Below are 25,680 nucleotides of genomic sequence, written 5' to 3' on the forward strand. Positions count from 1 at the left end.
CGGTGACACGCCCGTCATCGCCCCAGGCATAGCGCGTGTCCATCTGCGAAAAACTCGCCCAATGCCGCACGCAGCGAGCCGCCTTGCCCGCGCCTTCCCACGCCCAGAAGAAACTCGCCCCACCGGCTAACTGCCGCTCGACAATGACGTGCTGATCGTCGTACCGATAACGCTCGCTTTCACCGACGGCATTGGTCGCACACACCAGTCGGCCAGCTTCGTCATAGGCGTAGGAAACGATGTTCTGCTCGGTTTCCCAAACGTAGGGCTCACGCCCTTTGGCGCGATGAACCTGGTAGTCCACCGCGACGATGCGGTCCAGCTCATAGCGCAGTAGTAGGGAACGACCAGCACCGTTATCCAGCCGCTCAATCCGTCCTGAGCGATCACGGCAAAGGCGCAGACGGTTGTCATACGCATCGCTGATGGTTGTCAGCACACCGTCGCGAAAGTGGTAGAAACGCGAGGCTTGGGCCAGCACCAGTTCGTCAGGCGCCGAACCCAAGTAGATCGCCGCTTCGGCCAGGCTATTGGTGATCGCGGGCCGAGAATCGGTGGGCAAGGGCAGGGTAGTCGAGCGGTTCTCATGGTCGGTCCACACCACCAAATCGCCCGACACCACCAGCCGATGGGCCAGCCCATGACTCCAGCCAAACCCCAACCCACAATCCACATCCACAGCACTGGTGCGGTACAACCGCGTCCACTCAAACGGTAAAATCCCATCCAGCGCGCCATCGGTGAGGGTCAGCAATTCCTCGCCGGTGACCATCGACACCGGACAACCGTGGGTGACGGTTTTATCCGCAGGCGCCGCCGCATCCCCCTTCGGGTTCGACGCCACAGCCGGCACATCATCGACAGGCTCCTGACGGACCAACGTGGTGCGCTGGGTCTTGCCGCGCACCATCGGCACCGGGTTCGAAACCAGCGTGTCGCCTGCCTTCAACGACACCACCGGCACCACCTTGACCGGTATCGCCGCACTGCTCAGCAACACCGGCTTTGCGGCCTCCACATGGGGCTCCAGTCGAGGCCCCGCCACCTGCTTGGCCAGCAATTCCAACAACGCCCGCGCCCGCCCGGATTTGACGTGGCTGAGCACACGAGCCCCCAATCGCACCACCACGCCCATCCCACCCAAGACGCGAATCAGCAGTAGATTGATCAGCACCTCACCGGTAATTTCACCCCACAGTTCCGCCATCTCTGGCGGCGGGAGCATGCGCATCCAGCTGACCAGCGCCGACAGGTAGATAAACAGCAGCGGCTCGTCACTGAGTACCAACAAGCCCTGGGCTATCGCATCACTGCCCAGGGTCAGCAGTTCGTCGAGCTCAGTTTGCGAAAGGTAGTGCATTAGCTTTTCGCTGTTGGGCTTGAGGTCCGCCAGCAGCGCAGACAGTTCGCCAATGTTGTCCCACAGGCTGTAAAGCGCCTTGCCCAATCCACTGACAAAGGCCGCCTCCAGCAGGCGGCGCCGCTCAAGCGGGCGGGCGTCTGTGTAGTTTTTCCACTGGGCCTGGAAGGTGTCGGTCCACTCTTTGCGCAGCCGGGCTTCCAACGCTGTGATCACTGAGTGGTAGGACGTATACAGCGCCTTGAGGTGATCCTGGGAAACGTTGGGGTAGAAACTCACCCGGTATTGCTGGTTGCGATCGCACTCGGTGACTTCGAGGATGCCACTGGGGCCGATGGTCTTATGGAGGGGCTCGCCCAGCGGGCCGCCGTTTGGATCAACGCGTTGCACGATCACCGGGGTGTTGCCGATGGGTACGAACCTCGTGCTCTGGAACATATGCACCAGGGTCAAGGTACCCGTGGCCTGGCAGGTGGCGACGGTGCTGCTGGGAAACAGGGAGCGATTGACCGGGGCAACCAGCGCGACGTCATCCCCGACCTTGAACACCTGTTCGACGTCCAGCGCGGAGAAGCTCCAAAAGCTTTTGGCCCACTCGTCAAAGGTGTTCAAGCAATCGCGAAAGTCACGGAAGACGCCCTCGACGTCGACCGTTTCCACGTTCATTGGCGTCAGCGCCAGCCTGCCAATGGCCGGGTTCAAGTGGCGGCCCCGTCAACCGCACGCGTCACGAAAAAAACCATCTGCACTCCCTCGCACTGTTTGATCAGGCGAGGGACTTTGCAGAGGTTTGCCGGGGTGAGGAGTAGAGCTTATCCGGCAGTTGTGTGGGATGTTTCAGTTACTGCCACGCACTGGGTTCGGCATGCCGACGAACCCCGGTTAGACTTACCTGTCGATATCAGCACTGCCCGGCCCGTCGTTAACCAAGGAAGCCTCATGTATTCAACGCGTCTGCTGCTCTGCCTTATTCCTTTACTGGTACTGGCCGGGTGCTCAACTTCCCGTGGCCCCCAGCAGCCCGAGCGCAGTGAAGCCGAGGTGAAGGCGCAGATCGTGCGCCTGCTGCCGGCCAAGGTTGCGGACCGTAACGGTTGGGCCCAGGACATCTACACCGCGTTCGACACCCAGAAAATCTACCCCAGTACCGAAAACATCTGTGCGGTGCTGGCGGTGACCGAGCAGGAGTCCACCTATCAGGTCGACCCGCCAGTGCCGGGCATGGGCAAGATCGCCCAGGATGAAATCTTGCGCCGCGCCGGCAAGGTGCACGTGCCGGCATTCGTGGTGCGCAGCGCCTTGCAACTGCGCTCGCCCACCGGCAAAACCTACGCCGACCGTTTGAATGCCGCCCGTACGGAAAAGGACCTGAGCGCGATTTTTGACGACTTCATCAGCATGGTGCCCCTGGGCAATACGCTGTTTGGCGGGTTCAACCCGGTACACACTGCTGGCCCCATGCAGGTCAGTATCGACTTTGCGCAGAAACAGGCGCGGGGTTATCCCTACACGGTGGACGGCACGATTCGCCGCGAAGTGTTCACCCGTCGCGGCGGCATGTACTTCGGCATCGCCCACTTGCTCGGTTACCCGGTGAGCTACGATCAGCCGCTGTACCGCTTTGCCGATTTCAATGCCGGTTGGTACGCCAGCCGCAATGCCGCGTTCCAGGCCGCGGTCAGCCGTGTTTCAGGCAAAGAGCTGGCGCTGGATGGGGATTTGATCCGCTATGGCTCATTGTTGCCCGGCACCACCGAGTTGGCGGTGCGTTCACTGGGGGCGAAGTTGGATATGCGCAACCCGAGCATCCGCAGCCAACTGGAGCAGGGCGAGCAGTTGGATTTCGAGGACACCACCTTGTACAAGCGCGTCTTCGCCTTGGCTGACCAGGCGGCCGGCAAGCCGCTGCCACGGGCGATCCTGCCGGGTATTGTGCTCAAGAGCCCGAAGATCACCCGCAACCTGACCACGGCCTGGTTTGCCAAGCGCGTGGATGAGCGCTACCAGCGCTGCATGAAGCGCTGATCAACTGCGGCGCTTGACGAACCGGCGCCACAAGCCCACCCACAACCACACCACCGGGAACGCCAGGATCACGAAGGGCAGCACATAGCTGGCACGTTCCAGGGCGTCTGCGGTGCCGTTCACCAGGTTGTCTCCCAGGTTGCTGAACATCCGGGTGAACCTTGACACCTGGTTGGCGCCGTCGGAGGAGCGGAAGTTCAAGGTCATGCGGTTGGTGTCGAGGCGGCGTTGCTGGCCGGCGGCAACCTGAGCCAGTTCCTGCAGCTCGTTTTCAATGCCGGCTTGCTCTTTGCTCAGGACGATCAGGTCGCTGACGGTGATGTCCTTGCGCTTGGCCAGTTCATCGAGGCGTTGCTGCTGGGCTTGCAGGCGGTCCTGGCGACGGCGCACATCTGCCACGGCATCGGCCAGGTCTTCGGCAGTGGTGATGCGCTGGCCGAGCTTACCGCCTTCGGCCGCCAGGGCGACCATCGGCTCCACACCCGTGGGCGCGATCCGCAGGATGATCTGGCCGCCTTGGCCGTCTTCGGTGATGCCAAGGATATTGCAGGCACCAAAGCGCGCCGTTTCACACGCCTCACGAGTGGCCTGCATACGCGGCGCAAGCAGGGCGCCGGGCAGGGCCAGGGTCAATTCATGCTCATAGGCCAGTTGCGCCCCGGCCTTGCCCTGTTCGCCATTGATGACGGTGGCGCGAGAGTGGTCCGTGGGGGAACAACCGGCCAAGGCCAGGCCGGCAAGCAAGATCAACAGCGGCGCGCGAAGCGGGTGGGAGTTGCCGTCCAGGTGGCGCATGGCGTTTCCTTGAAATGTGCAGGAGAAATTGGCCGAGATTAAAGCGGGTCTGGCCCATTAACGCAAAGCATTGCCCGGGATTTGCCCGGCTGATGGTGGTGGCTGTCGGGTCGGGGCTGGCGTACACCTCAGGCCTCACCCCAGGGAAGCATCCGCCATGAACGCTCAGACTGTCCCCCAAGGCTTTGTCCCGTTGCCGCGCAGCAGTCCGTTGCTGGAACTGCTCGGCCCGGCGTATTGCCGTGGCGAAGGTTTGCAATTGGAAGTCGGCTTGCGCGCCGATCATCGTCACGCCAATGGGCGCGGTACGGTACATGGCGGGGTGCTGGCGACGCTGGCCGATATCGGCATGGGGTACGCCATGGCGTTTTCCAGTGAGCCGCCGTTGCCGTTGATTACCGCCAGCATGACCGTGGATTACCTGGGCGCCGTGCAGGTAGGGGAGTGGATGGTGGTGCGTCTGGAAAGCCACAAGCGCGGACGGCAGATGGCGTTCGCCACGTTGAGTTTGCAGGTGGTGGAGCGGGTGGTGCTGCGGGCGAGCGCGGTGTTCGCGGTGCCGCAAGCTGACAGGCAGTGAGATCAAATGTGGGAGCTGGCTTGCCTGCGATAGCGGTGTGTCAGTTAGCAATGGTCTGACTGATAGACCGCTATCGCAGGCAAGCCAGCTCCCACATTTTGATCGAGTTCATTCAGGGGGATCGATAAAAGAAAAGGCCTGGCTTTTCGTGGAGCCAGGCCTTTTCTATGTTGCTCTATTGGCGTGGGGCTGCTACGCAGCCCAACTGGAGCAAGCTCCCTCGCCACAATAGCGATCCGATTCAGTTGCGTTCGAGCGCCAGGGCGACACCTTGGCCGCCGCCGATGCACAGCGTTGCCAAACCTTTCTTGGCATCGCGCTTGATCATTTCGTGCAGCAGGGTCACCAGTACGCGGCAGCCTGAAGCACCGATCGGGTGGCCGATGGCGATGGCGCCGCCGTTGACGTTGACCTTCTGCGCGTCCCACTCCAGCTCTTTGCCCACCGCCAGTGATTGCGCGGCGAAGGCTTCGTTGGCCTCGATCAGGTCCAGGTCCGCAAGCTGCCAGCCGGCCTTGTCCAGGCAGCGGCGGGTGGCCGAGACCGGGCCGATGCCCATGATGGCCGGGTCGACGCCCGCGTTGGCGTAGCTGGCGATACGCGCCAGTACGGGCAGGCCGAGTGCCTTGGCTTTGTCGGCGCTCATCAGCAGCACGGCCGCAGCGCCGTCGTTCAGGCTGGAGGCGTTGCCGGCGGTGACGCTGCCGTCTTTCTTGAACGCAGGCTTGAGCTTGGCCAGGGATTCGGCTGTGGTGCCGGCGCGGGGTTGTTCGTCCACCGCGAAGGCCACCGGGTCGCCTTTGCGCTGGGGAATCAGGATTGGCGTGATCTCATCGGCAAAGCGCCCGGCTTCGATAGCGGCCGCGGCTTTTTGCTGGGAGGCGGCGGCAAAGGCGTCCTGGGCTTCGCGGCTGATGCCGTACTTGTCCACTAGGTTCTCGGCGGTGATGCCCATGTGGTAATCGTTGAACGCATCCCACAGGCCGTCGGTAATCATGCTGTCGATCATCTTCGCGTGGCCCATGCGCAACCCGGTGCGTGCGGCAGGCAGTACGTACGGGGCCAGGCTCATGTTCTCCATGCCACCGGCAATGATCACCTCGGCGTCACCGCAACGAATGGCTTGGGCGCCCAGGTGCAAAGCCTTGAGGCCCGAACCGCAGACCTTGTTCAGGGTCAGGCTCGGCACGGCGTGGGGCAGGCCGGCAAGGATCGAAGCCTGGCGGGCCGGGTTCTGGCCGCTGCCTGCGGTGAGCACCTGGCCGAGGATCACTTCATCCACTTGCGCCGGGTCCAGGCCGGTCTGCTCCAGCAGGCGACGGATTACGGCGGCGCCCAGTTCCGGGGCCGGAATGTTCGCCAGCGAACCTTGGAAGCTGCCCACGGCGGTGCGGGTGGCAGCAACAATCACGACGTCTTGCATGGAATCTGTCCTCACTGGAAGTGCATTTCTGGAACGTGGTCCGGGACGATCAGTTTACCGGCGGTCTTGCTCACAATCTCTTCAACGCTGACGCCAGGTGCGCGTTCCTTGAGGACAAAAGCGCCATTTTCGATTTCCAGGTACGCCAGGTCCGTGAGTACACGCTTGATGCAGTTGGCACCGGTCAGCGGCAGGCTGCATTGGCTGAGCAACTTGGACTCACCGTCTTTGGATGCGTGAGTCATGATCACAATGATGTTTTCTGCGCCGGCCACCAGGTCCATGGCACCGCCCATGCCCTTGACCAGCTTGCCGGGGATCATCCACGAAGCGATGTTGCCCTGTACGTCCACTTCGAATGCGCCCAATACGGTGAGGTCGACATGCCCACCGCGAATCATCGCGAACGACTCGGCGGAAGAGAAGATCGAGGCGCCGATGCGTGCGGTGACGGTCTGCTTGCCGGCGTTGATCATGTCGGCGTCGATGGTTTCTTCGGTCGGGAACGGGCCCATGCCAAGCAGGCCGTTTTCCGATTGCAGCATCACTTCCATGCCGTCGGGGATGTAGTTGGCCACCAGGGTCGGAATGCCGATACCGAGGTTCACGTAGTAACCGTCCTGCATCTCGCGGGCAACGCGTTGAGCCATTTGTTCGCGGGTAAGCGCCATGATTGTTTCCTCTTATTGTTCTGGACGGGGATTATTTGCGGACGGTGCGCTGTTCAATGCGCTTTTCGAAGGTGCCGCAGATGATCCGGTCGACGTAGATGCCTGGGGTGTGGATCTGCGCCGGGTCCAGCTCGCCCGGTTCGACGATTTCCTCGACTTCGACAACGGTGATCTTGCCGGCGGTGGCGGCCAGCGGGTTGAAGTTCTGGGCGGTGTGACGGTAGATAACGTTACCGAAATGGTCGGCTTTCCAGCCTTTGACGATGGCAAAGTCTCCGGTGATGGACTCTTCCATCAGATACGGGCGACCCTTGAATTCGCGGGTCTCCTTGCCTTCGGCAACGGGGGTGCCGACGCCGGTGGCGGTGAAGAAGGCCGGGATGCCGGCCCCGCCTGCGCGCATTTTTTCTGCCAGGGTGCCTTGAGGGGTAAGCACCACCTCAATCTCGCCGCTGAGCAGTTGTTTCTCGAAGAGGGCGTTTTCACCCACGTAGGAAGCGATCACTTTGCTGATCTGCTTCTGTTCCAGCAGCACGCCCAGGCCGAAGCCATCGACGCCGCAGTTGTTGGAAACCACCGTCAGGTCGCGGGTGCCTTTGCGCTTGATTTCGGCAATGAGGTTTTCCGGAATGCCACACAGGCCAAAACCACCGGAGAGCACGGTCATGCCGTCTTCCAGGCCTGCCAGCGCTTCTTCATAGGACGCCACGCGTTTATCGAAACCTGCCATATGCACCTCTTTTATTGTTTGTGGTCCAGCCAGTGAGTTGAGTGTTGCGCCAGCGGATTGATTTGTTAAGTTGTTTTTTAAGGTTGATTGATTTAGAAAACCGCATAGTCCAACCGTCGTCCGGAGCTGCGTCATGACCGTTAAACAGATGCGTGCCTTTCTCGCCGTCGCGCAAAGCCTGAGTTTTGCCGCGGCCTGCGAGCGTTTGCACCTCTCCCAGTCGGCGTTGAGCTTGACCATCAAGGGCCTGGAAGAAGGCTTGGGCGGGCGCCTGTTCAGCCGTAATACGCGTAACGTCGCGCTGACCCCTGAAGGCGAGTCCCTGCTGCCCCTGGCCCGCCGGCTGATTGCCGATTGGGACAACGCCGAAGACGAGCTGCGCCAGCGTTTTACCTTGCAACGCGGGCGCGTCACGGTGGCCGCTATGCCGTCGTTCGCCGGCAACCTGTTGCCGCCGATCCTGAAGATATTCCGCGCCCGTTACCCTCAGGTGAACGTGACGGTGCATGACCTGATCAATGAGCAGGTGCTGGAGATGGTGCGCGACCGTCAGGTGGAGCTGGGGGTGGCGTTCGAGCCGTCCGATGGTTCGTCATTGGCGTTCACGCCGTTGTACCTGGATCGCTTTGTCGCCGTGGTCCCGGGGGATTCACCCTTGGCACAGCGTGCTGAAATCGACTGGAAAGCCTTGTTGGAGCAGCCGTTCATCACCCTGCAGCGGCCTTCCACTGTGCGGGTGATGCTGGAAGAACACCTCGGCGCCTTGCAGATGAAATTGCCCGTTGCCTTGGAAAGCCATCAACTGGCGACGGTGGGCAAGATGGTTGCCAGCGGTTTGGGGGTTAGTGCAGTGCCAGCGTTATGCGCCAGGCAGATGGAGGAGGCGGGAGCCCATTGCATTACCTTGACTGGCCCGGTGATCGAGCGGCCGATTGGGGTGCTGACCAAGCCGGGGCATGAACTGTCGGCGGCGGCGCAGGTGTTGTTTGATATCTTTCGGGATGAGGCGGGGAAGGGCAGGTTTCCAACTTTTTAAATCAGTAAATACAAATGTGGGAGCTGGCAAGCCAACTCCCACATTGATTGAGCACTACTTAGTAGTAACGGTCGATCACTTTAACTTGCGAGCTGTCTTTGAAAGACGCCCAGGCATTGTTAAGTGTGTCGAACACTTGCTCGATAAAGTTGCGATCAGCGGCGGCCTTCTTGCCGACATAACCCTGGCCACGGCGGTACATCTTCAGGCGCGCCGCCAGCTCACGGTTGTTACGGTCAAACTCGGCTTCTTCGGTATGGGGCGCCAGGCAGTCAATTTGCACTTCGCCCGATTTGCCAATCCACAGGATATGGTCGTCGAGTGTGTCTTTCTGCGCTGCGAACATCTCAGCCAATTCATCGATAGTTGGTTGGTTGTTCAGATTCATGTGTAAGCCCCTTGACCAGTTGGCGATCTATCAGTTGATTCGTTAATACCAGTAAGTTGTCTCCGGTCACTAAAACCGGGCGTCAGCGACGGGCTGCCGAATATGGGCAGGGTCTTGAAGCTGATGCATGTAGTCTTGCTGATGAACTGCTACGCAATGCTCTGATTGCGAAGACAAGCCGCGTTTGAGCGCCTTGTACCTGCCCCTTCCGGGGCCGGTCACTTCATCAATCTGCCTTGTGGGCAGTGCACATCCGGAAAAACAGCTCGGCGGTCAGACGAGCCTGTTCGAAACGCTTGTTACCAACGCTCCCGATCCGAGAGACGTCTAGATCATGCAAGGACAAAAAGGTTACGTCAACGGTTATGTAGTGATTATTTTTGCTCACTACATAAATTGCCGTGGGGACGGGGGAATGCGCGAAAACGTGACTTGGGCGTCATTTTCTGTGCGGTGGGTCGCGGGATTTTGGTGGCGAATTTACGCAGAACCCTGTGGGAGCTGGCTTGCCTGCGATGGCGGTGCGTCAGTGGGTACATGTATGCCTGACACACTGCTATCGCAGGCAAGCCAGCTCCCACATGTTGATGTGTCGCTATCTCAATCTCTCGGTCAATAAGGGTAACAGTTGCTCGCAAGACGCCTGGATCTTCACCTGCAACAACTCATCCCCCCGAGTCTTGCCCAGGTTGATGGCAATCACCGGCTTACCCTGTTCAACCATCGCCTTGCACAGGCGAAACGCCGAATAGGCCATCAGCGACGACCCCACCACCAACAGCCCTTCGGCATGCTCTACCGCCGTCATTGCCTTGAGCGCCGTCGCCGGCGCGACGTTTTCGCCAAAGAACACCACATCCGGTTTCAGCCGTTCGCCATTGCAGTGCGGGCAGCGGGGTACCTGGAAGTGCTGTTCAAACGCCGGATCAAGCAAGGTGTCGCCATCCGGCGCTTGCACCGCATGAACCTGTGCCATGTGCGGGTTATCGACCTCCATCTGCCGCTGGATCACGTCGCGCTCGCTGCGCAGTTGGCAATCCAGGCACAGCACCCGATGCAAGCTGCCATGCAGCTCGATCACATCCTGGCTGCCGGCCTGGTCATGCAGGGTGTCGACGTTCTGCGTGATCAGCCCGCTGATATGGCCACGGTGCTGCAGCGTCGCGAGCGCCAGGTGGGCCTTGTTCGGCTGGGCAATGCGCACCCGTGGCCACCCCAGCATCGCCCGCGCCCAGTAGCGGCGCCGCGCCTCGGGAGTGGCGAGGAACTCCTGGTACATCATCGGTGGCTTGCCCCGGCGTACACCTTCCCCGTCCCGGTAATCCGGGATACCCGAAGATGTACTTATCCCTGCGCCGGTCAGCACCAGGAAACGCCGGCCGGACATGGCCCGGTGCAGAGTATCGAGGTGGTCTTCCTGATGGTCCAGCGTGTCGAGCATGGGTTCCCCCTATTCGCCGCGGATGTACTGTTCCAGTTGCTGGATCAAGGCCGCTTGTTCGGCAATTGCTTCCTTGACCAGGTCACCGATAGACAGCAGGCCCAGCAGTTTGCCGTCTTCGACCACCGGCAGGTGGCGCAGGTGACTGTCGGTCATGATGTTCATGCATTCCTCGACACTCTTGTGAGTATCCACAGTGATCACCGGCGAGCTCATCACCTCATGGACCTTGGTGGTAACTGACGAGAGGCCCTTGAGCATGATTTTACGTGCGTAATCCCGTTCACTGATGATGCCGACCACCACGTCATCCCTGACCACTGGCAAGGCACCGACGTTTTTCTCCGACATCCGCACCAGCGCTTCAAATACGGTGTGGTCCCATTTGATCGTGTGGACGTCCTGGTTTTTCTGGTCCTTGGCTTTCAGCAGTTGTGCAACGGTCTTCATGGCGGCCACTCCGGTGTTGTTGTTGGTAGTCCAGATCCCCTACAGAATCCTAGACCGAACCCGCCGGAGCAAGGGCCAATGCGGCGTTAAACCTGTCGAAAAACGTCATGTGCCAGTCTTTTTTGGTATTTATCCCGCATTTGCCGGCTTTTTTCCGCGCTTGGGGTTGGTGCCAGCTTTACGTGGGGCGGCCTTGCGCTTCTTTTTCCACGGCGTCGCACCTCGGCCAACCGCGCTGGCGGGGCCAGTGATAGTCATGCGCATGCCGTTACAGCGTGCCACCTGCTTGCTCATCCACGCCGCTTGCTTGGCGACGAATTCCTCCAGGCTCATTTCGCCGCTTTGCACCATGTCCAGTGCCTGTTCCCAGATGGCGGTGGTGCCGGGGTCGGCGATGGCGCGGGGCACCGCGTCGATCAGGCTGAACGCGGCCGGGGTTGCCGACAGGGCCTTGCCGTTTTTCACCAGATAACCGCGATCCAGCAAGCCCTGGATGATCCCGGCGCGGGTGGCCTCGGTGCCGATGCCAGTGGTGTCCTTGAGTTTTTGCTTGAGCAACGGGTCCTCCACCAGCTTGGCGACGTTTTTCATGGCCTTGATCAGGTCGCCTTCGGTAAAGGGCTTGGGCGGCTGGGTCCACAGGTCTTTGAGGTTGACCTTGGCCACGGCATAGTCGTGGCCCTGCACCAGCGTCGGCAAAGCTTGGGGCGCAGGCGCTTCGCGACCTTTGGCGGGTGCCAGCGCTTCGGGCAAGGCGCGTTTCCAGCCCGGTTCAATAATGACTTTGCCCACCGCGCGCAACGCCTGGCCGGCACAGTCGAAATCGGCCTGGGTGCGGTCGTATTCATGGTTGGGCAGGAACTGCGCCAGGTAGCGCGCACGAATCAGCGTATAGACCGCACGGTGCTTGCCGGTCAGTTGGCTGACCTCCTTGCCGGCTCCGGTGGGGATGATGCCGTGGTGGGCGCTGACTTTCGCGTCGTTCCAGGCCCGCGAACGGCGCCGAGGGTCGATGTGCGACATCAGCTCGTTGACCGCCGTGTCCGCACGGCCCAGCGCCGCAAGGATCTTCGGCGCTTCACTGTGCTGGCTCAATGGCAGGTAGCCGCAATCGCTGCGCGGGTAGGTGATGGCCTTGTGGGTTTCGTACAGGGATTGGGCGATATCCAGGGTTTCCTGGGCACCCAGGCCGAGCTTCTTCGAACAGATCTCCTGCAAGGTGCCGAGGTCGAAGGGCAGGGGCGCCACTTCGCGCATGCGCTCGGTACGCAGCTTCACCAGCCGCGCCGTGGCGGCGTTGAGCATGGCGTCGGCGGTGTCCCGCGCCAGTTGCGGGTTGAGGCAACGGCCCTGGTCGTCACAGGCATCCTCAGGGGCGCGCCATTGGGCGGTGAAGGTCATGTGCTCGTGGCGCAGGTCGACATCAATGGCCCAGTAGGCCACCGGCACGAAGTCGGCAATGCTGCGATCACGGTCCACCACCAGGCGCAGGGTCGGGGTTTGCACCCGGCCTACCGGGAGTACGCCCTGGTAACCGGATTGGCGCCCCAGCAGGGTAAACAGGCGGCTCATGTTCATACCTATCAGCCAGTCGGCGCGCGAGCGCCCCAGGGCCGAGTGATACAGGCTGAAGGTTTCTGCACCGGGTTTGAGCGCCGCCAAGGCCTTGCGAATGGAGGCGTCGTCAAGTGCCGACAGCCACAACCGCTGGATCGGCCCGCGGTAGCGGCAGTGTTCCACCAGTTCACGGGCGATCATCTCGCCTTCACGGTCGGCGTCGGTGGCGATCACCAGTTCCTGGGCTTCCCCCAGCAAGCGCTTGACGGCCTTGTATTGGCTGGCGGTCTTGGGCTTGACCAGCATCTTCCATTTATCCGGGACGATCGGCAGGTCTGCCAGCACCCAGCGTTTGTATTTGGCGTCGTAGGCATCGGGCGGTGCGGTCTCCAGCAGGTGGCCGATACACCAGGTGACCGTGACTCCATTACCCAGCCAGCACCCATCGCCGCGGCGGCTGGCACCGAGCACGGCCGCGATATCCTTGGCCTGGGAGGGTTTTTCACAGAGGTACAGCCGCATGGTCATCACATCAGATCGGGTTGATGCCTTGCAGGATGCTTATTTGAAGGGGTTTGAGCAACCATTATCTGTATGGATGTACAGCAATTTGTGTGGGTGCCATACGCCGCTGTAGGAGCGAGCTTGCTCGCGAAGGTCGTTAACGATGACGCGGGGCGCCTGGTGCCCCGCGTTGCTCTCAGGTTCTTCGCGAGCAAGCTCGCTCCTACAGGGCAGAGGTATCAGTTGTTTTCGATATCCACATGCCGGGTTTCCTTGAGGCAGAACAACCCGACGATCAGGCTCACGCCCGTCACCACCACCGGGTACCACAACCCATAGAAGATATCGCCGGTATACACCACCAAGGCAAACGACACCGTCGGCAGGAACCCGCCAAACCAACCGTTACCGATGTGGTAGGGCAGGGACATCGAGGTGTAGCGGATGCGCGTCGGAAACAGCTCAACCATCAGCGCTGCCAACGGCCCGTAGCACATAGCAGCGATGAAGATCAGCACCACGATCAGCACCACCACCATCAGCTTGTTGACCTGGGCCACATCCGCCGATGACGGGTAACCGGCCAGGGCCACGGCGCCACGCAGGGCCGCTTCATCAAAGCCGTCGATACGCACATCGCCCACGCTCACTTGCACCGGGCTGCCCGCAGGGGCGGCGGCGCTGCTGTAGGGCAGACCCTGTTTGACCAAGAAGGTCTTGACCTTGTCGCAGGGGCTGTCAAAACGAGCTTTGCCCACCGGGTCGAACTGGAAGGTGCAGGTGGCCGGGTCGGCCAGTACGGTGATCGGCGCCTGTCGGCTGGCCTGGTCCATTGCCGGGTTGGTGTAGTGCGCCAGGCCCTTGAAGATCGGGAAGTACAGGGCGGTCGCCAGCAGCAGGCCGAGCATCAGCACTGGCTTGCGCCCGACCTTGTCCGACAGCCAACCAAACAGGATAAAGAACGGCGCGCCAATTACCACGCTGATGATCAACAGCATATTGGCCAGGGCCGGGTCCATGCGCAGGAATTGGGTGAGGAAGAACAGCACATAAAACTGCGCCGCGTAGAAGGTCACCGCCTGCCCGCCGTTGATACTGAACAGCGCGATCAGCACCACCTTGAGGTTTTCCCATTTGCCGAAGGACTCGCGAATCGGCGCCTTGCAGGCCTTGCCTTCCTCTTTCATCTTCAAGAAAGCGGGCGATTCGTGCAGGCTCATGCGGATCCAGGTCGAGATGCCCAGCAGCACGATGGAAAACAAGAACGGAATGCGCCAGCCCCACACTTCGAACTGATCGCCGGTGAAGTAACGGCAGGCCAGCACCACCAGCAGCGACAGCAGCAGGCCGAGGGTGGCGGTGGATTGAATCCAGCTGGTGTGCAGGCCGCGCTTGCCCGGTGGCGCATGCTCGGCCACGTAGGTGGCGGCGCCACCGTACTCACCGCCCAGCGCCAGGCCCTGCAGCATGCGCAGCACAATGAGGATGATCGGCGCAGCAATGCCGATGCTGGCGTAGGTCGGCAGCAACCCGACGCAGAAGGTTGCCACGCCCATCAGGATGATGGTCACGAGGAAGGTGTACTTGCGCCCGATCATATCGCCCAGCCGGCCGAACACCAGCGCACCGAATGGCCGCACTACAAAGCCTGCGGCAAAGGCCATCAAGGCAAAGATAAACGCCGTGGTGTCGTTGACCCCGGCAAAGAACTGCTTGCTGATCACCGCCGCCAGGGCGCCGTAGAGAAAAAAGTCATACCACTCGAACACCGTCCCCAAGGAGGAGGCGAAGATGACCTTTCTTGATTCGTTGGCGGTACTTGCACTGGCCGCCGAGCCCAGGGGTTGAGCATGTTCTGACATCGGGTGTCCCTCACAGTGATTATTTATTGTTGTTCCACTGTCGGCGCTGACCTCGGCGCCGCTATTTTTTCAACGTCTTCAATATCGTTAATGATTACGCGGGGTGCCTTGTAGTGCGCGGTGCCGTTGGGTTTTTCGCGAGCAAGCTCGCTCCTACAGTGTTTGGGGACAGGATGAGCTGCGCGGCCTTCTCCGCGATCATCAGCGTGGGTGAGCAGGTATTGCCGGAGGTGATGCGCGGCATGATCGACGCATCCGCAATGCGCAGGCCGGGAATGCCGTGTACGCGCAGCTGGCTGTCGACCACGGCGTCTTTGTCATCGCCCATGCGGCAGGTGCCCACCGGATGGAAAATCGTCGTGCCGATCCGTGCAGCGGCCTCGTGCAGTTGTTCTTCAGTTTGCAGGGCTTCGCCGGGCAGGTATTCCACCGGTGTGAACTGGCTCAGGGCCGGAGCGGCGACGATGCGCCGGGTCAGGCGAATAGCGTCGGCGGCCACGCGCAAGTCTTCGGGGTGGCTGAGGTAATTAGGCTGTATCAGCGGCGCATCCGCCGGGTTGGTCGAACGGATATCCACCCGGCCGCGACTTTGCGGGCGCAGGTCGCAGACCGATGCGGTAAACGCCGGGAAGCCGTGCAACGGTTCGCCAAAGCGTTCCAGGGACAGTGGCTGCACATGGTATTGCAGGTTGGCGGAGGTTTGCTCCGGGCCGGAGCGGGCAAACGCGCCAAGCTGGCTGGGCGCCATCGACAGCGGGCCGCTGCGGTCGTACAGGTAGCGCAGGCCCATGCCCATCTTGCCCCACAATGTGCCGGCGATCTGGTTCAGGGTGCGGGCATTTTCCAGCTTGTAGATCAGGCGCAGTTGCAGGTGATCTTGCAGGTTGCCGCCAACGCCTGGCAGCTCGTGCACCACGTTGATACCCAGCGGCTTGAGCACATGGGAAGGGCCGATCCCTGAGCGTTGCAGAATGCCCGGCGAACCCACCGAGCCGGCGCACAGTACGATCTCTTTGCACGCCTTCCAGCTCAGTGCCTGGCCGTGTTGGCGTCCCAGTACCTGCGAGGCACGACCGTTTTCCAGTAGCACACGCTCAACCTCTACCTCAGTCAGCACGGTGAGGTTGGGGCGCTGGCGGATCGGCTTGAGGAACGCCTTGGCCGCATTCCAGCGCACACCGGCTTTCTGGTTGACCTGGAAGTAACCGCAGCCCTCGTTGTCGCCCTGGTTGAAGTCATTGATATTGGCGATGCCGCTTTGGGCAGCCGCCTCACGAAACGCATCGAGGATCGGCCACGACAGGCGCTGTTGCTCGACGCGCCACTCACCGCCCTCGTTGTGGAATTCAGAGCCGCCGGCAAAATGGTTTTCGCTCTGTTTGAACAGCGGCAGTACGTCTTTCCAAGCCCAGCCCGCGTTGCCCGCCGCCGCCCAGCCATCGTAGTCCTGGGCCTGGCCGCGCATGTAGATCATACCGTTGATGGACGAGCAGCCGCCCAGCACTTTGCCCCGTGGGTAACTCAAGGCGCGCCCCTGCAGGCCGGCTTGGGGTTGGGTCTTGAAGCACCAGTCGGTGCGTGGGTTGCCGATGCAGAAAAGATAGCCGACGGGGATATGGATCCAGGGGTAGTTGTCGCGGCCACCGGCTTCCAGCAGCAGGACACGGTGAGCCGGGTTGGCGGACAGACGATTGGCCAGCAGGCATCCGGCAGGGCCGGCGCCGACGACGATGTAATCGTATTCAGCAGTTGCATTGGGCATCTGGGGTCTCGCTTGTTTTTCTTATTGGGCCCATCCTAGTTGTTAGTTTTCGTCTTAAAAATGTTAGTTTTTACCCACCCGCTGTGCGTTTTTAAACAGCGCCGGCGGGCCCAGGCTCTGGAGGCGATATGTTCGACTGGAATGACCTGCGGTTTTTTCTCGAGTTGCAGCGCAGTGGCCGCCTGCTCACCGCCGCTCAACGCCTGAAAACCACGCATGCCACTGTGGCGCGGCATATCGACGCCATCGAGAAAAGCCTCGGCACGGCGCTGTTCGTACAGCACGCCCAGGGCTATGAGCTGACGCCTGCTGGCGAAGCATTGCTCAAACATGCCGAAGCTATGGAAAACGTGGCACTGCTGGCCGAAGACGAGCTCACCCACTCTGCGGCGCCCCTGGGCAAGATTCGCCTTGGTGTAGCCGAAGGGCTGGGCGTGATGTTTCTGGCCGCACGCATGGGCGGGTTGTTTGAACGCTATCCAGGTTTGGAGGTGGAGCTGGTCGCGGTGCCGCGTTTCGTCAGCATCCTCAATCGCGAAGCGGAGATCAGCATTCACTTGGAACGCCCCAGCGCCGATCAACTGGTGACGCGCAAACTCACCGATTATCGTCTGGCGCTGTACGCCAGCCGTGCCTACCTGGCGCGTAACCCGCCCATCGAAAAACGTGAAGACCTCGCTGGCCATGCCTGGATCGATTATGTCGATGATCTGCTGTTCAGCCAGGAATTGAAGTTCCTCAACAGCTTCTGCCGTAGCCCCCGGGTGGTGTTCCACAGCACCAGCGTGATCGCCCAGCACCAGGCGGCGCGTTCGGGGTTGGGCATTGCGGTGTTGCCATGTTTCATGGCGGCTGGGGATGGAGAGTTGGTGCCGTTGCTACCGGCGGAGGGTATCCAGCGCAGCTATTGGATCAGTTCGCGCCGGGAGCTGCACAAGTCGGTGCGGTTGCGGGTGTTGTGGGATTATGTGGTGGAGCTGTGCGCAAGGGAGCAGGGCTTGTTGCTCGGCGAATCCCGCTGACACACACGGATTAAAATGTGGGAGCTGGCTTGCCTGCGATGGCGGTGTCAGTCACCGATGGGCAAGCTGACCGGCCGTCATCGCAGGCAAGCCAGCTCCCACATTTGGATCGTGGTGTGTCAGGGACAGTCTAGAGCTTTACTACCTGATGCACCTGCTCGGCACAGGCCCGGGCCTCTTCAATCATCTTTCCGAACGCATCGCTGGTGACTTCGGCATGGGTCAGCCAGCGCTTTTTCTGGCTCAGGCGATAGTGATAGCGCAGCGAGCCGTCCTCCAGTTTTCCGTCCAGGTAGAGGTCGTACCAGGGCGAGCGTACCTTGCAGCCGGGGATGGCTTTTTCCATCTTCCCGCCTGCCAGGGTGTAGGTGTAGTCATAGGTTTCAGGATTGCCCAGGTAAAGGTCGGCCTGTTGCCCCTGGCGGCGATAGTTGATGTAGCCCTCCCAGCGGTCTTTCAAGGACGGGTCGGTGTAGACATAGTCATTGGCCAGTTTTTCCAGGGCGCGCTGATCGTTCATGCGGGCGGTGACGCTGTAGCCGTCATGTACCACAAAGCGGGTGGGTTCGCGGGTGATCTGGCAGTCGCTGATATCGTTGCCGAAGTTGGCGCAGATGTTCTGGTCGGTGGCGGTGGTGCCTTGCTGGCGGTCTGCGACGCTCAGTTGCATCAGCGGCAGGCGGCTGAAGGTAATAGTCGCCTTGACCGCGCCATCTCCCTCTTTGCCGTACTGCACCTGTTTGTCCAGGCGTATCGAGACTTCGGGGCGCTCCAGTGGGATGTGTTCTTCGCGCACCTGGCCCTGCGCATCGTTGACCAACACCCAGCGGTCCTGAATATCGGGCATGGTCTGGCCAGGGGCGAAGACCGGGTTGGTCGGGTCAAGCCACCACACCTGGCCATTCACTTCGGCACGCACGATGGCGTGGTTCGGCGCCTGGGTGCCAGGAATCAGCAGGGCATCGACCACGTCGCCACGGCTGACCCACGCGGTCTCAGCCTTGATGCCACTGGCTTTGAGCATGGCCGTCAGCAGCGTCGCCAGGTCCTTGCAGTCGCCGTAGCCGTGCTGCTCGATTTCCGCCAGGCTGAACGGCACATAGCCGCGCTCGGTCGCGCGCCAGTCACCCAGGTAGCGGTAGTGATCATTGATGTGCTGCATCATTGCCGCGACTTGCTCAGCTGGCGCCAGGCTGCGTGCGGCGGCCACGGCGGCGGCGGCTTGCGCCGGCAGGGTGGCGCCGAGGATCTGGTTGTAACGCTGGGCGAAATCACTGAAGTACGCCTGGCGGTCCACGGCGCTCCCCACTTCCAGGCGTGGGACGCGCAGTAGTGCGGCGGCGGAGGATTCATTGATGTAGTTGAGGTAGGTCGGGGCTTTTTGCACCACATCCAGGGTCTTGCCGTTGCTCGAAGGCGTTACCTTGAAACCGTCGAACAATTCACTTCGCCACTGGATCGGCCGTTCGGCGGTAAAGCGCGCCTTGAAGCGATCGCGGCGGGCTGAGCTGGGCCCGAATTTGAGCACATAGTGGAACTGGGTCATCAGCGGTTTGGCCGGGTAATGCTGGCGTACCGTGTAGCGGATCTGCGTGCCCACGCGCAGGTTGGGGAAGGCCAGGGAGGTTTGCTTGTCGCGGCTGAAGCCTTGGTCCGGGTTGGGTGCGCTGCGGGTATCGATTTGCGTGGCGGCCAGGGCGACGGGCTTGGCGCCAGGCTGGGTGGATTGAGCGCTGACCACTTCAAAGGTGTCGGCTTCGGAGTAGTCGAAGTCGATGCGCGAAAGCATTTCGCGGCCGTTGGCCTTGAGGATCGTGTAGCGGTAAGTGGTGGTGCAGTCTGTGCTGGCGTCGCGGTTGAAGTGGCAGTGCAGCTCGGTGTCACTGGCCAGCGGGGCTTCGGCTATGGGTTGCAGGGCTGCGCTGACGGAATGGGAAACCAGCCCCAGGCTGATGGCAATCAAAGGGCGGTGAAACGAAAAACGGTACATGGGCGCCTCGGGTGACACATTGAAACAGCTACCCGGCGGGTAGCGAGAAGGCGCCGGATGATAATGGATCTCAACGGCAAAGGCCAGGATTGTTCGACAATTTATCGGGCTGAAAGGCCCGGGCTAGAGCCTTTTGTTTGATTTGTGTCAAGGTTTCAGCAGTTCGAACTCTGCACTGGCCAGGCGTTCACCGTTGATCAAAACATGTATCCGATGCGTGCCGGGGTAGTGCTTGCGCGTGGTCAATTCGCGGATGTGCTGCTCGCGGTTGATGGTCTGCCGTTCGCCGGCGCCCAAGGTAAAAGCCTTGAGCTTGAACACTTTGGATGCGCTGTGGCCAGCGCTTTTTACGTAGTCGATGGCGTAGTCCACCACCAGTTTTTGCGCGTGGTTGGCGGTGGATTCCAGCTGGAATGACAGATTGATCCGCTCGCCCAATCGGATCACGGCGGGGGTGACGCTCAGTCCACGGATCGTCACCTCAGCCTTGGCTCCGGCCCCCATGATCGTCAGCGCGCGGGTGTCGCCTTGCTTGATCAAGCTGCGCAACGCATGGCGAGCGATCCAGGCGGTGTGGGCGTTGGCCAGGTTCCAGCCTTCGATCACGTTGAGCACCCAGTCGGGGTGGTCCTTGGTGATGTCATTGAGGTGGTTGGCCACCGACTTGCGCACATAGAGGCTGCTGTCGGCCCTGAGGTTATCCAGGATCGACGCACATAACTCGGGGTTGGCCTGCACGTTGGCGAGGCGAAACGACCAAGGCAGGCGAGGGCGTGAGCCTTCACTGGCCAGGCGGCGTACGTGTTCGTTGCCATCCAGCGACCATTGCTGCATCACTGCCAAGGTGCGCTCGAAGTCGTGCAGTAAGAAGTGGCGAATGGCGAACTCGGCCGAACCAAAGGTGGTGAAAAACTTCAGCGCGGCCATTGAACGTTTGAAATCACCCAGGCCATAACTCGCCACGTAATGCGCCAGGAACAGGCTGACAAAGCCGCTGTTGATGCGCGGTGCCAGAGCGTAAAGCAGCTTGAGGGTTTGCGCATAATCCAGCGGGATCACCGCGTGCAGGCTCTCGCTGACCCGGGCCATGCGTTGCATCACCGATAACTCGGCCAGCCCGACGCAAGCGTGCTGGAGAAAACCCTTGGCGTCGAACGCCGGGTACACCACAGTCATTTCGGTGGCGATGTGTTGCAGGCGTTCGATGTTGAAGATTTCCTTGAGGGCCGGGGCGGCTTGGTCGCTCATCTGCATTTCCATGGTGGGGTCAGAGAAACCAGCGATATTCTCGCGCATGGATCTCTTGTTGAAAGGCCAGGTGATCCTGGCGTTTGTTCTCGCAATACACTTCGACAAATTCCGCGCCCAGCTTGTCGCGCAGTATTGGTTGCTGCTGCATGGCACGCACGGCGTCGAGCATTTCCACCGGGAAATCGGTGCCGCTGTTGCGGTCTTCGTTCAATGGCGCGATGGGTTCGCGCTTGGCCTCAAGCCCGTGCTCCAGGCCCACCAGGATTGCCGCCAGCACCAGGTAAGGGTTGGCATCGGCGCTGGCCAGGCGGTGCTCGATCCGCAGGTTGCGCGGGTCGGACTCGGGGATGCGCACACAGGCATCGCGGTCTTCAAAGCCCCAGCTCGCCCGCGTCGCAGCGTTGACCGTGCCGCCCAGGCGACGGAAGGCGTTGTGGTTGGGCGAGAAGATCGGCATGCAGTGGGGCAGCAATTCCAGGCAACCGGCTACGGCGTGGCGCAATGGCTGCTGCTGATGGGTCGCTAGCAAGTTATTGCCCGCTGCGTCGTAAAGGCTGACATGCACGTGCATGCCGCTGCCGGGAAATTGCAGATAGGGTTTGGCCATGAAGCTGGCGCGGTAACCATGCTTGAGCGCAACGCCACGGGTGCTGCGGCAGAACAGGGCGGCCCAGTCGGCGGCGCGCAGGCCGTCATCGCAGTGGCCGAAGTTGATCTCGAACTGGCCGGGGCCGATCTCGGCGGTGATCACCGTGATGTCGATGCCTTGGTCCTTGGCGGTTTGCGCCATGTCGTCGAGCACGTCGCTGAAACGCGACAGCCGTTCGATATGCAGGTTGGGCTGGTCGTCGGCATCCCCACTGAGCGGGTCGCGGGCGAATTGCGGCAGGCCGTTTTCCAGCTGTTTATCGAACAGGTAGAACTCCAGCTCAAACGCCACCACGGGATGAATGCCCTGATGCTGCAAGCGTTCCAGGACCTTGGCCAGGACTTCGCGGGGTTCGAACTCGATGGGCGCTTCGGTGCCGTCCGAGGTGATGAGCATTTGCCCCAATGGCTGCGACTCCCAGTTCACCGGTTTGAGCGTGCCGGGCACCAATCGGCGATTGGCATCCGGGTCGCCATCGTTGAAGCAGTAGTCGCCAATCTTGAACAACCCCCCCTGGACCCCCAGCAATACCGCATTCTGCGGCAGCTTCAGCGGGCTGCCAGCGGCGACTTTTTCAAGCATCTCCACGGGGTAGCGCTTGCCGTAGAAATGCCCGGGAATGTCCAGGGCGATCAGGTCGACATAGCGCACGTCGGGGTGGTTCTGGCGAAAGCTGCGTACTTCGGCCAGCAACGTGGAGGAATGGCTTTTCACGGGTGCAGCTCCTAGTTGTAAACCCACAAGACGCGGGCGGGCAGGTCGGTCAGGTTGGCGTAGCGGCAGTGGGCGAAACTGGCGAGGTGGAAACTGTCGCCTTCGTAGAGGGTGACCGCATCGGGCTCACCCTCAACCCACAGCGTCAGCTCGCCCTCCAGCACAAAACCGGCCTGCTCGGCGCGGTCGCTCATGCTTTGCTCACCGCTGTTGGCACCGGGGGCCAACAGACTATCGAGCATCGAGAACGCACCGTTCATGCTCGGAGACACCAGGATGTCGGTGATGCCATTGGCGTAATACACCGTGCGCCGCTCGTTGGGGCGTGTGACCCAATCCACCGCCTTGGGTTTGGGCAGGCTGTAGAAATAGGTGGTGGGCACATCGAGGGCGTGACTGATGGCGGTTAAATCGGCCACGGTCGGGCGCGACAGGCCACGTTCGACCTGGGACAGAAACCCCACCGACCGTTCGATTTTTTGCGCAAGTTGGGCCAGGGTGAGCTTCTTGTGCTTGCGCAGGTCGTGGATCAGCGCCGCGAGGGTGGCGAGTTCTTCTTGAGGGGTCATGAAATTTAATTCGAATAATTTCATGAAAAATTACACGATTATTTTCACGCTCGCAAACCCTATGCACAAACCCTTGTGGCGAGGGAGCTTGCTCCCGCTGGGCAGCGAAGCGGCCCCAACCCATTCACCGCATGCGTTCAGTGGATGCGCGGTGTGGCTTTTTGGGGCTGCTGCGCAGCCCAGCGGGAGCAAGCTCCCTCGCCACAAAGGATTGGGAAATATGGGGAAACTGTATTGGGCAGGGACATCTCAGGTGCCTGCTAGGTTGAATGGACCATTCAACCATTCAGGGGAGCAAAGGATTGCTTCACAAGCCCAACTCTCATTTGTTGCGACGTGGCCGTTATTCAGAACCTGGTCGAGCTTATTTGGTGACTGCCGTGGTTTATCAACGTCGCCCGGTATTTGCCGATCTTTACCTGGGGCGGCTATTGGTTGCCGAGCTCAAACGAGCCCATGACCTTGGACTGGTCAACTCGCTGGCTTGGGGCATTATGCCGGACCACCTTCACTGGTTATTTGAATTGCGAGGCGCGACGCTGCCTGAAGTGATGAAACGGGTGAAGTCGCGCAGCACACTGACCATCAACCGAGCCCGTCGCACGCACGGTGCTTTTTGGCAGTACGGCTATCATGATCGTGCGGTGCGGGCCGATGAAGACCTTATCAAGGCTGCTCGCTACATCATCGCCAACCCACTGCGAGCCGGACTGGTCGAGCATGTTGGCGACTACTCGCTCTGGGACGCCGCCTGGCTATAACGGTGTACCCCCCTGTGGCGAGGGAGCTTGCTCCCGCTGGGCCGCGAAGCTGCCCCAAAAAGCCCGACCGCGTACCCACTGAAAACATGCGGTGAATGGATTGGGGCCGCTGCGCAGCCCAGCGGGAGCAATCTCTGGCCACAGGGAAATACGGCTGAATGATTACGCGCCGCCGCGGTCGGAATCTGGGTACGCACCATTAATTGAAGGAGCACCCATGAAGTCGAAAACCTTAGCCGCTTGCCTGCTGGTCGCTGCCAGCTTTTCCTCCGTCAGCGCTGTAGTGCAGGCCGGCGATACCCCTCAGGAAACCGTGCAACCTTCAAACATCAACGCTCGTGATTTGAAAGAAGGCGACCGCGCTCCGGATATCCTGATGCGCAAGGAGTCGGCCATCAGCGATTGGAAAAAGCGCGGCCTGAAGCAGCCCGAAGAAGAAAGCCAGTGGGCGCGCGTAGGCGACAAGTACGTCCTGCTCAAGACCACCAACGGCACCATCCTCGAGATTACGCCAGTCAAGAAATAATCCCGCCGGGGCATCTGCTCGTTTCATGTTTCTTGCGTTAAGGTAACCGACCGCAATGGTCGCGTTACCTTTGAAGAACGAGAGCAGGATGCTTGCCACCATCAGAAACTACCCCCGCACCGTGAACCTGTTGCTGTGCGCCACGTTGCTGCTTACGCTGGCCAAGGCCATCACTTTTCCTTATCTCGTGATCTACCTCACCAGCCATTTCGCCTTGGACATTACCCAGGTCGGCCTGGTAATCGGCAGTTCGCTGATCGTCGGTTCGCTACTCAGTGTCTACGGTGGTTTCCTGGTCGACCGCATCAATAGCTATCGCCTGTTGCTCGGCTTGAGCCTGGTGTTTGTGCTGGGGTTTATCGGCACGGTGCTGGCGCAAAATATCTGGTCGTTCTATGGCTGCCTGATCCTGATCAACCTGGCCTACGCCGTCATCGATATTGCGGTGAAAGCCGGCTTCGCCAGCCTGCTGCCCGAAGACGCGCGCAGCGAAGTGTTTTCCATCAAATACACGCTTACCAATATCGGCTATGCCGTGGGGCCGTTCTTTGGCGCGATGGTGGCCAAGCTGGATATCAGCCTGCCGTTTATTCTGTCGGCGCTGTTGGGGCTGGGGTTTTTTCTGCTGTACGGGCGCTGGGGTGACCGTAACTTGGCCACGGTGGACGCCACGCAAAAGCCGCTGCCGTTCCTTGCCGTCGCCCGCGTTTTGCTGCAGGACCGTCGCCTGGTGTGCTTCACCCTCGGCGGTTTACTCAGCGCGGTGGTGTTCGGCCAGTTCACGGCCTATCTGTCGCAATACCTGGTGACCACCACGACCGCCGAATACACCTACACGGTGATCAGCGCGGTGCTGACCACCAACGCCGTGCTAGTGATTGCCTTGCAGTACTTGATTGGCCGGCGCATCTCGCACCGTTACCTGAGCCAGTGGCTGATCGCTGGCTTGAGCATGTTCATGCTGGGGTTGATTGGCTTCGGGCTGTCCACCAGCGTGGTGGGCTGGGTGCTGGCGATGGCGGTGTTCACCGTCGGGGAGATCATCGTGTTTCCGGCCGAATACATGTTTATCGACCGAATTGCCCCGGACCACCTGCGGGGCATGTATTACGGGGCGCAAAACCTGTCCAACCTCGGTGCGGCGCTGGGGCCGGTGCTGTGTGGGCTGGTGTTGGCCAGCCTGCCGGCCCATTACATGTTCTACATGCTGGGGGCGTTTATCGTTGCCGGCGGGGTGTTTTATTTCATGGGAGCGGCGATAAAGGCAAATCATCCAGCGTGAGCTTGCCGACGTTGTTGCTTTGCAGCTCGTAGCGCAATTCATCCACCATTTTCGCTACTTCCTGCGGGGTCTGCAGGCGGTTGGTGCTGATGCCAGTAACCACCAGGTCGACGCGGCCGGTCTCGGCATCGTAGACCTTGAGGGTCAAGGACGCGTCCCGGCACAGGGTGAATTCGCACGTCAGCGGTGACAGGCCTTCTTCGATGCAGTTGCGCAGCTGAGAGAGGGTAAACATGCGGGTTCCTTCTAGGCATAAATACGATCCCTTGAAGGTTATTGCTTGCACCGCCGCTCAATAAGGCGAATTCGCACTAGACGCACTAGTGCATTTG

At 60.8% G+C, this 25,680-nt stretch carries 23 protein-coding genes; 7 read left to right on the plus strand and 16 right to left on the minus strand.

Annotated elements, in window-relative coordinates; translation table 11 throughout:
• On the minus strand, positions 1 to 2,026 hold a 2,026-nt coding region (locus APH41_RS24590; RefSeq protein ID WP_177333594.1), incomplete at its 3' end, for a DUF6531 domain-containing protein.
• Between the two features lie 273 nt (positions 2,027 to 2,299).
• Between APH41_RS24590 and APH41_RS24595 the strand changes: the two genes are divergently transcribed.
• Complete coding sequence (locus APH41_RS24595; protein ID WP_034127058.1) at positions 2,300 to 3,385, plus strand: DUF1615 domain-containing protein; 1,086 nt, start codon at positions 2,300 to 2,302, stop codon at positions 3,383 to 3,385.
• Here the strand turns inward: APH41_RS24595 and APH41_RS24600 are convergent, their stop codons facing one another.
• Positions 3,386 to 4,180, minus strand: coding sequence for a DUF4349 domain-containing protein (locus tag APH41_RS24600; RefSeq protein WP_034127059.1), 795 nt, complete (start codon positions 4,178 to 4,180; stop codon positions 3,386 to 3,388).
• A 157-nt stretch (positions 4,181 to 4,337) separates the two neighbouring features.
• On the opposite strand from APH41_RS24600, the gene APH41_RS24605 reads away from it, so the two are divergent.
• Positions 4,338 to 4,760, plus strand: a complete 423-nt coding sequence (locus APH41_RS24605) for a PaaI family thioesterase (RefSeq protein ID WP_054895767.1) — start codon at positions 4,338 to 4,340, stop codon at positions 4,758 to 4,760.
• Positions 4,761 to 5,001: 241 nt separating this feature from the next.
• Here the strand turns inward: APH41_RS24605 and APH41_RS24610 are convergent, their stop codons facing one another.
• Genes APH41_RS24610 through APH41_RS24620 form a run of 3 tightly spaced genes read right to left on the minus strand, consistent with a single transcriptional unit; the run spans position 5,002 to position 7,584 of the window.
• Entirely contained in the window at positions 5,002 to 6,183 is a 1,182-nt protein-coding gene (locus APH41_RS24610; protein ID WP_003190325.1) for an acetyl-CoA C-acetyltransferase, read from the minus strand.
• Positions 6,184 to 6,194: 11 nt separating this feature from the next.
• Complete coding sequence (locus tag APH41_RS24615) at positions 6,195 to 6,854, minus strand: CoA transferase subunit B (RefSeq protein WP_005786928.1); 660 nt, start codon at positions 6,852 to 6,854, stop codon at positions 6,195 to 6,197.
• Positions 6,855 to 6,885: 31 nt separating this feature from the next.
• A complete protein-coding gene (locus tag APH41_RS24620) occupies positions 6,886 to 7,584 on the minus strand; it encodes a CoA transferase subunit A (RefSeq protein WP_003190329.1) in 699 nt (232 codons plus the stop codon).
• Between the two features lie 133 nt (positions 7,585 to 7,717).
• Here APH41_RS24620 and APH41_RS24625 point away from each other — a divergent pair, with 133 nt between their 5' ends.
• Positions 7,718 to 8,620: a LysR family transcriptional regulator gene (locus APH41_RS24625; protein ID WP_034127061.1), complete on the plus strand. Its 903-nt coding sequence runs from the start codon at positions 7,718 to 7,720 to the stop codon at positions 8,618 to 8,620.
• Between the two features lie 58 nt (positions 8,621 to 8,678).
• Here APH41_RS24625 and APH41_RS24630 read toward each other — a convergent pair whose 3' ends face one another.
• The 6 genes from APH41_RS24630 to APH41_RS24655 form a co-directional block, all read right to left on the minus strand.
• A complete protein-coding gene (locus APH41_RS24630) occupies positions 8,679 to 9,008 on the minus strand; it encodes a hypothetical protein (RefSeq protein ID WP_003190335.1) in 330 nt (109 codons plus the stop codon).
• Positions 9,009 to 9,603: 595 nt separating this feature from the next.
• Positions 9,604 to 10,449, minus strand: coding sequence for an NAD-dependent protein deacetylase (locus APH41_RS24635; RefSeq protein ID WP_054922038.1), 846 nt, complete (start codon positions 10,447 to 10,449; stop codon positions 9,604 to 9,606).
• 9 nt (positions 10,450 to 10,458) lie between these two features.
• On the minus strand, positions 10,459 to 10,899 hold the full coding sequence (locus tag APH41_RS24640) for a CBS domain-containing protein (protein ID WP_034127063.1): 441 nt from the start codon (positions 10,897 to 10,899) through the stop codon (positions 10,459 to 10,461).
• A gap of 129 nt (positions 10,900 to 11,028) precedes the next feature.
• On the minus strand, positions 11,029 to 12,978 hold the full coding sequence (locus APH41_RS24645; RefSeq protein ID WP_054922067.1) for a DNA topoisomerase III: 1,950 nt from the start codon (positions 12,976 to 12,978) through the stop codon (positions 11,029 to 11,031).
• A gap of 221 nt (positions 12,979 to 13,199) precedes the next feature.
• Entirely contained in the window at positions 13,200 to 14,822 is a 1,623-nt protein-coding gene (locus tag APH41_RS24650; protein ID WP_054895765.1) for an MFS transporter, read from the minus strand.
• A gap of 94 nt (positions 14,823 to 14,916) precedes the next feature.
• The gene (locus tag APH41_RS24655) at positions 14,917 to 16,584 is read right to left on the minus strand and encodes a GMC family oxidoreductase (RefSeq protein ID WP_054922041.1); all 1,668 of its coding nucleotides are present in this window, start codon (positions 16,582 to 16,584) and stop codon (positions 14,917 to 14,919) included.
• Positions 16,585 to 16,712: 128 nt separating this feature from the next.
• Between APH41_RS24655 and APH41_RS24660 the strand changes: the two genes are divergently transcribed.
• On the plus strand, positions 16,713 to 17,606 hold the full coding sequence (locus tag APH41_RS24660; protein WP_054922043.1) for a LysR family transcriptional regulator: 894 nt from the start codon (positions 16,713 to 16,715) through the stop codon (positions 17,604 to 17,606).
• A 130-nt stretch (positions 17,607 to 17,736) separates the two neighbouring features.
• Here APH41_RS24660 and APH41_RS24665 read toward each other — a convergent pair whose 3' ends face one another.
• The 4 genes from APH41_RS24665 to APH41_RS24680 form a co-directional block, all read right to left on the minus strand.
• A complete protein-coding gene (locus APH41_RS24665; RefSeq protein ID WP_054922045.1) occupies positions 17,737 to 19,596 on the minus strand; it encodes a DUF3857 domain-containing transglutaminase family protein in 1,860 nt (619 codons plus the stop codon).
• Between the two features lie 147 nt (positions 19,597 to 19,743).
• Positions 19,744 to 20,844, minus strand: coding sequence for a DNA alkylation repair protein (locus tag APH41_RS24670; protein WP_054922047.1), 1,101 nt, complete (start codon positions 20,842 to 20,844; stop codon positions 19,744 to 19,746).
• A gap of 19 nt (positions 20,845 to 20,863) precedes the next feature.
• Positions 20,864 to 22,210 carry a glutamine synthetase family protein gene (locus tag APH41_RS24675; RefSeq protein ID WP_054922049.1) on the minus strand — a complete coding sequence of 449 codons (1,347 nt, stop codon included), beginning with the start codon at positions 22,208 to 22,210 and terminating at the stop codon, positions 20,864 to 20,866.
• Positions 22,211 to 22,221: 11 nt separating this feature from the next.
• On the minus strand, positions 22,222 to 22,779 hold the full coding sequence (locus APH41_RS24680; protein WP_054922052.1) for a helix-turn-helix domain-containing protein: 558 nt from the start codon (positions 22,777 to 22,779) through the stop codon (positions 22,222 to 22,224).
• A gap of 269 nt (positions 22,780 to 23,048) precedes the next feature.
• Here APH41_RS24680 and APH41_RS24685 point away from each other — a divergent pair, with 269 nt between their 5' ends.
• The 3 genes from APH41_RS24685 (at position 23,049) to APH41_RS24695 (ending at position 25,348) form a co-directional block, all read left to right on the plus strand.
• Positions 23,049 to 23,540: a transposase gene (locus APH41_RS24685; protein ID WP_054922054.1), complete on the plus strand. Its 492-nt coding sequence runs from the start codon at positions 23,049 to 23,051 to the stop codon at positions 23,538 to 23,540.
• Positions 23,541 to 23,757: 217 nt separating this feature from the next.
• Positions 23,758 to 24,066, plus strand: coding sequence for an RcnB family protein (locus tag APH41_RS24690; RefSeq protein WP_054895758.1), 309 nt, complete (start codon positions 23,758 to 23,760; stop codon positions 24,064 to 24,066).
• 88 nt (positions 24,067 to 24,154) lie between these two features.
• Positions 24,155 to 25,348, plus strand: a complete 1,194-nt coding sequence (locus APH41_RS24695; protein ID WP_034127072.1) for an MFS transporter — start codon at positions 24,155 to 24,157, stop codon at positions 25,346 to 25,348.
• Here the strand turns inward: APH41_RS24695 and APH41_RS24700 are convergent.
• A complete protein-coding gene (locus tag APH41_RS24700; RefSeq protein WP_003190355.1) occupies positions 25,311 to 25,583 on the minus strand; it encodes a DUF1652 domain-containing protein in 273 nt (90 codons plus the stop codon). The two genes, APH41_RS24695 and APH41_RS24700, sit on opposite strands and share 38 nt — an antisense overlap.
• Between the last annotated feature and the right edge of the window lie 97 nt (positions 25,584 to 25,680).

It is taken from the genome of Pseudomonas sp. NBRC 111138 (genome assembly GCF_001320835.1).
GTDB classification, from domain to species: domain Bacteria; phylum Pseudomonadota; class Gammaproteobacteria; order Pseudomonadales; family Pseudomonadaceae; genus Aquipseudomonas; species Aquipseudomonas paracarnis.

What these genes read in the sequence shown, in the direction of transcription:
- APH41_RS24595 (WP_034127058.1), top strand. Translation starts at nt 2,300, where the DNA reads ATGTATTCAACGCGTCTGCTGCTCTGCCTTATTCCTTTACTGGTACTG.
- APH41_RS24600 (WP_034127059.1), bottom strand. Translation starts at nt 4,180, where the DNA reads ATGCGCCACCTGGACGGCAACTCCCACCCGCTTCGCGCGCCGCTGTTG.
- APH41_RS24605 (WP_054895767.1), top strand. Translation starts at nt 4,338, where the DNA reads ATGAACGCTCAGACTGTCCCCCAAGGCTTTGTCCCGTTGCCGCGCAGC.
- APH41_RS24610 (WP_003190325.1), bottom strand. Translation starts at nt 6,183, where the DNA reads ATGCAAGACGTCGTGATTGTTGCTGCCACCCGCACCGCCGTGGGCAGC.
- APH41_RS24615 (WP_005786928.1), bottom strand. Translation starts at nt 6,854, where the DNA reads ATGGCGCTTACCCGCGAACAAATGGCTCAACGCGTTGCCCGCGAGATG.
- APH41_RS24620 (WP_003190329.1), bottom strand. Translation starts at nt 7,584, where the DNA reads ATGGCAGGTTTCGATAAACGCGTGGCGTCCTATGAAGAAGCGCTGGCA.
- APH41_RS24625 (WP_034127061.1), top strand. Translation starts at nt 7,718, where the DNA reads ATGACCGTTAAACAGATGCGTGCCTTTCTCGCCGTCGCGCAAAGCCTG.
- APH41_RS24630 (WP_003190335.1), bottom strand. Translation starts at nt 9,008, where the DNA reads ATGAATCTGAACAACCAACCAACTATCGATGAATTGGCTGAGATGTTC.
- APH41_RS24635 (WP_054922038.1), bottom strand. Translation starts at nt 10,449, where the DNA reads ATGCTCGACACGCTGGACCATCAGGAAGACCACCTCGATACTCTGCAC.
- APH41_RS24640 (WP_034127063.1), bottom strand. Translation starts at nt 10,899, where the DNA reads ATGAAGACCGTTGCACAACTGCTGAAAGCCAAGGACCAGAAAAACCAG.
- APH41_RS24645 (WP_054922067.1), bottom strand. Translation starts at nt 12,978, where the DNA reads ATGCGGCTGTACCTCTGTGAAAAACCCTCCCAGGCCAAGGATATCGCG.
- APH41_RS24650 (WP_054895765.1), bottom strand. Translation starts at nt 14,822, where the DNA reads ATGTCAGAACATGCTCAACCCCTGGGCTCGGCGGCCAGTGCAAGTACC.
- APH41_RS24655 (WP_054922041.1), bottom strand. Translation starts at nt 16,584, where the DNA reads ATGCCCAATGCAACTGCTGAATACGATTACATCGTCGTCGGCGCCGGC.
- APH41_RS24660 (WP_054922043.1), top strand. Translation starts at nt 16,713, where the DNA reads ATGTTCGACTGGAATGACCTGCGGTTTTTTCTCGAGTTGCAGCGCAGT.
- APH41_RS24665 (WP_054922045.1), bottom strand. Translation starts at nt 19,596, where the DNA reads ATGTACCGTTTTTCGTTTCACCGCCCTTTGATTGCCATCAGCCTGGGG.
- APH41_RS24670 (WP_054922047.1), bottom strand. Translation starts at nt 20,844, where the DNA reads ATGAGCGACCAAGCCGCCCCGGCCCTCAAGGAAATCTTCAACATCGAA.
- APH41_RS24680 (WP_054922052.1), bottom strand. Translation starts at nt 22,779, where the DNA reads ATGACCCCTCAAGAAGAACTCGCCACCCTCGCGGCGCTGATCCACGAC.
- APH41_RS24685 (WP_054922054.1), top strand. Translation starts at nt 23,049, where the DNA reads ATGGACCATTCAACCATTCAGGGGAGCAAAGGATTGCTTCACAAGCCC.
- APH41_RS24690 (WP_054895758.1), top strand. Translation starts at nt 23,758, where the DNA reads ATGAAGTCGAAAACCTTAGCCGCTTGCCTGCTGGTCGCTGCCAGCTTT.
- APH41_RS24695 (WP_034127072.1), top strand. Translation starts at nt 24,155, where the DNA reads ATGCTTGCCACCATCAGAAACTACCCCCGCACCGTGAACCTGTTGCTG.
- APH41_RS24700 (WP_003190355.1), bottom strand. Translation starts at nt 25,583, where the DNA reads ATGTTTACCCTCTCTCAGCTGCGCAACTGCATCGAAGAAGGCCTGTCA.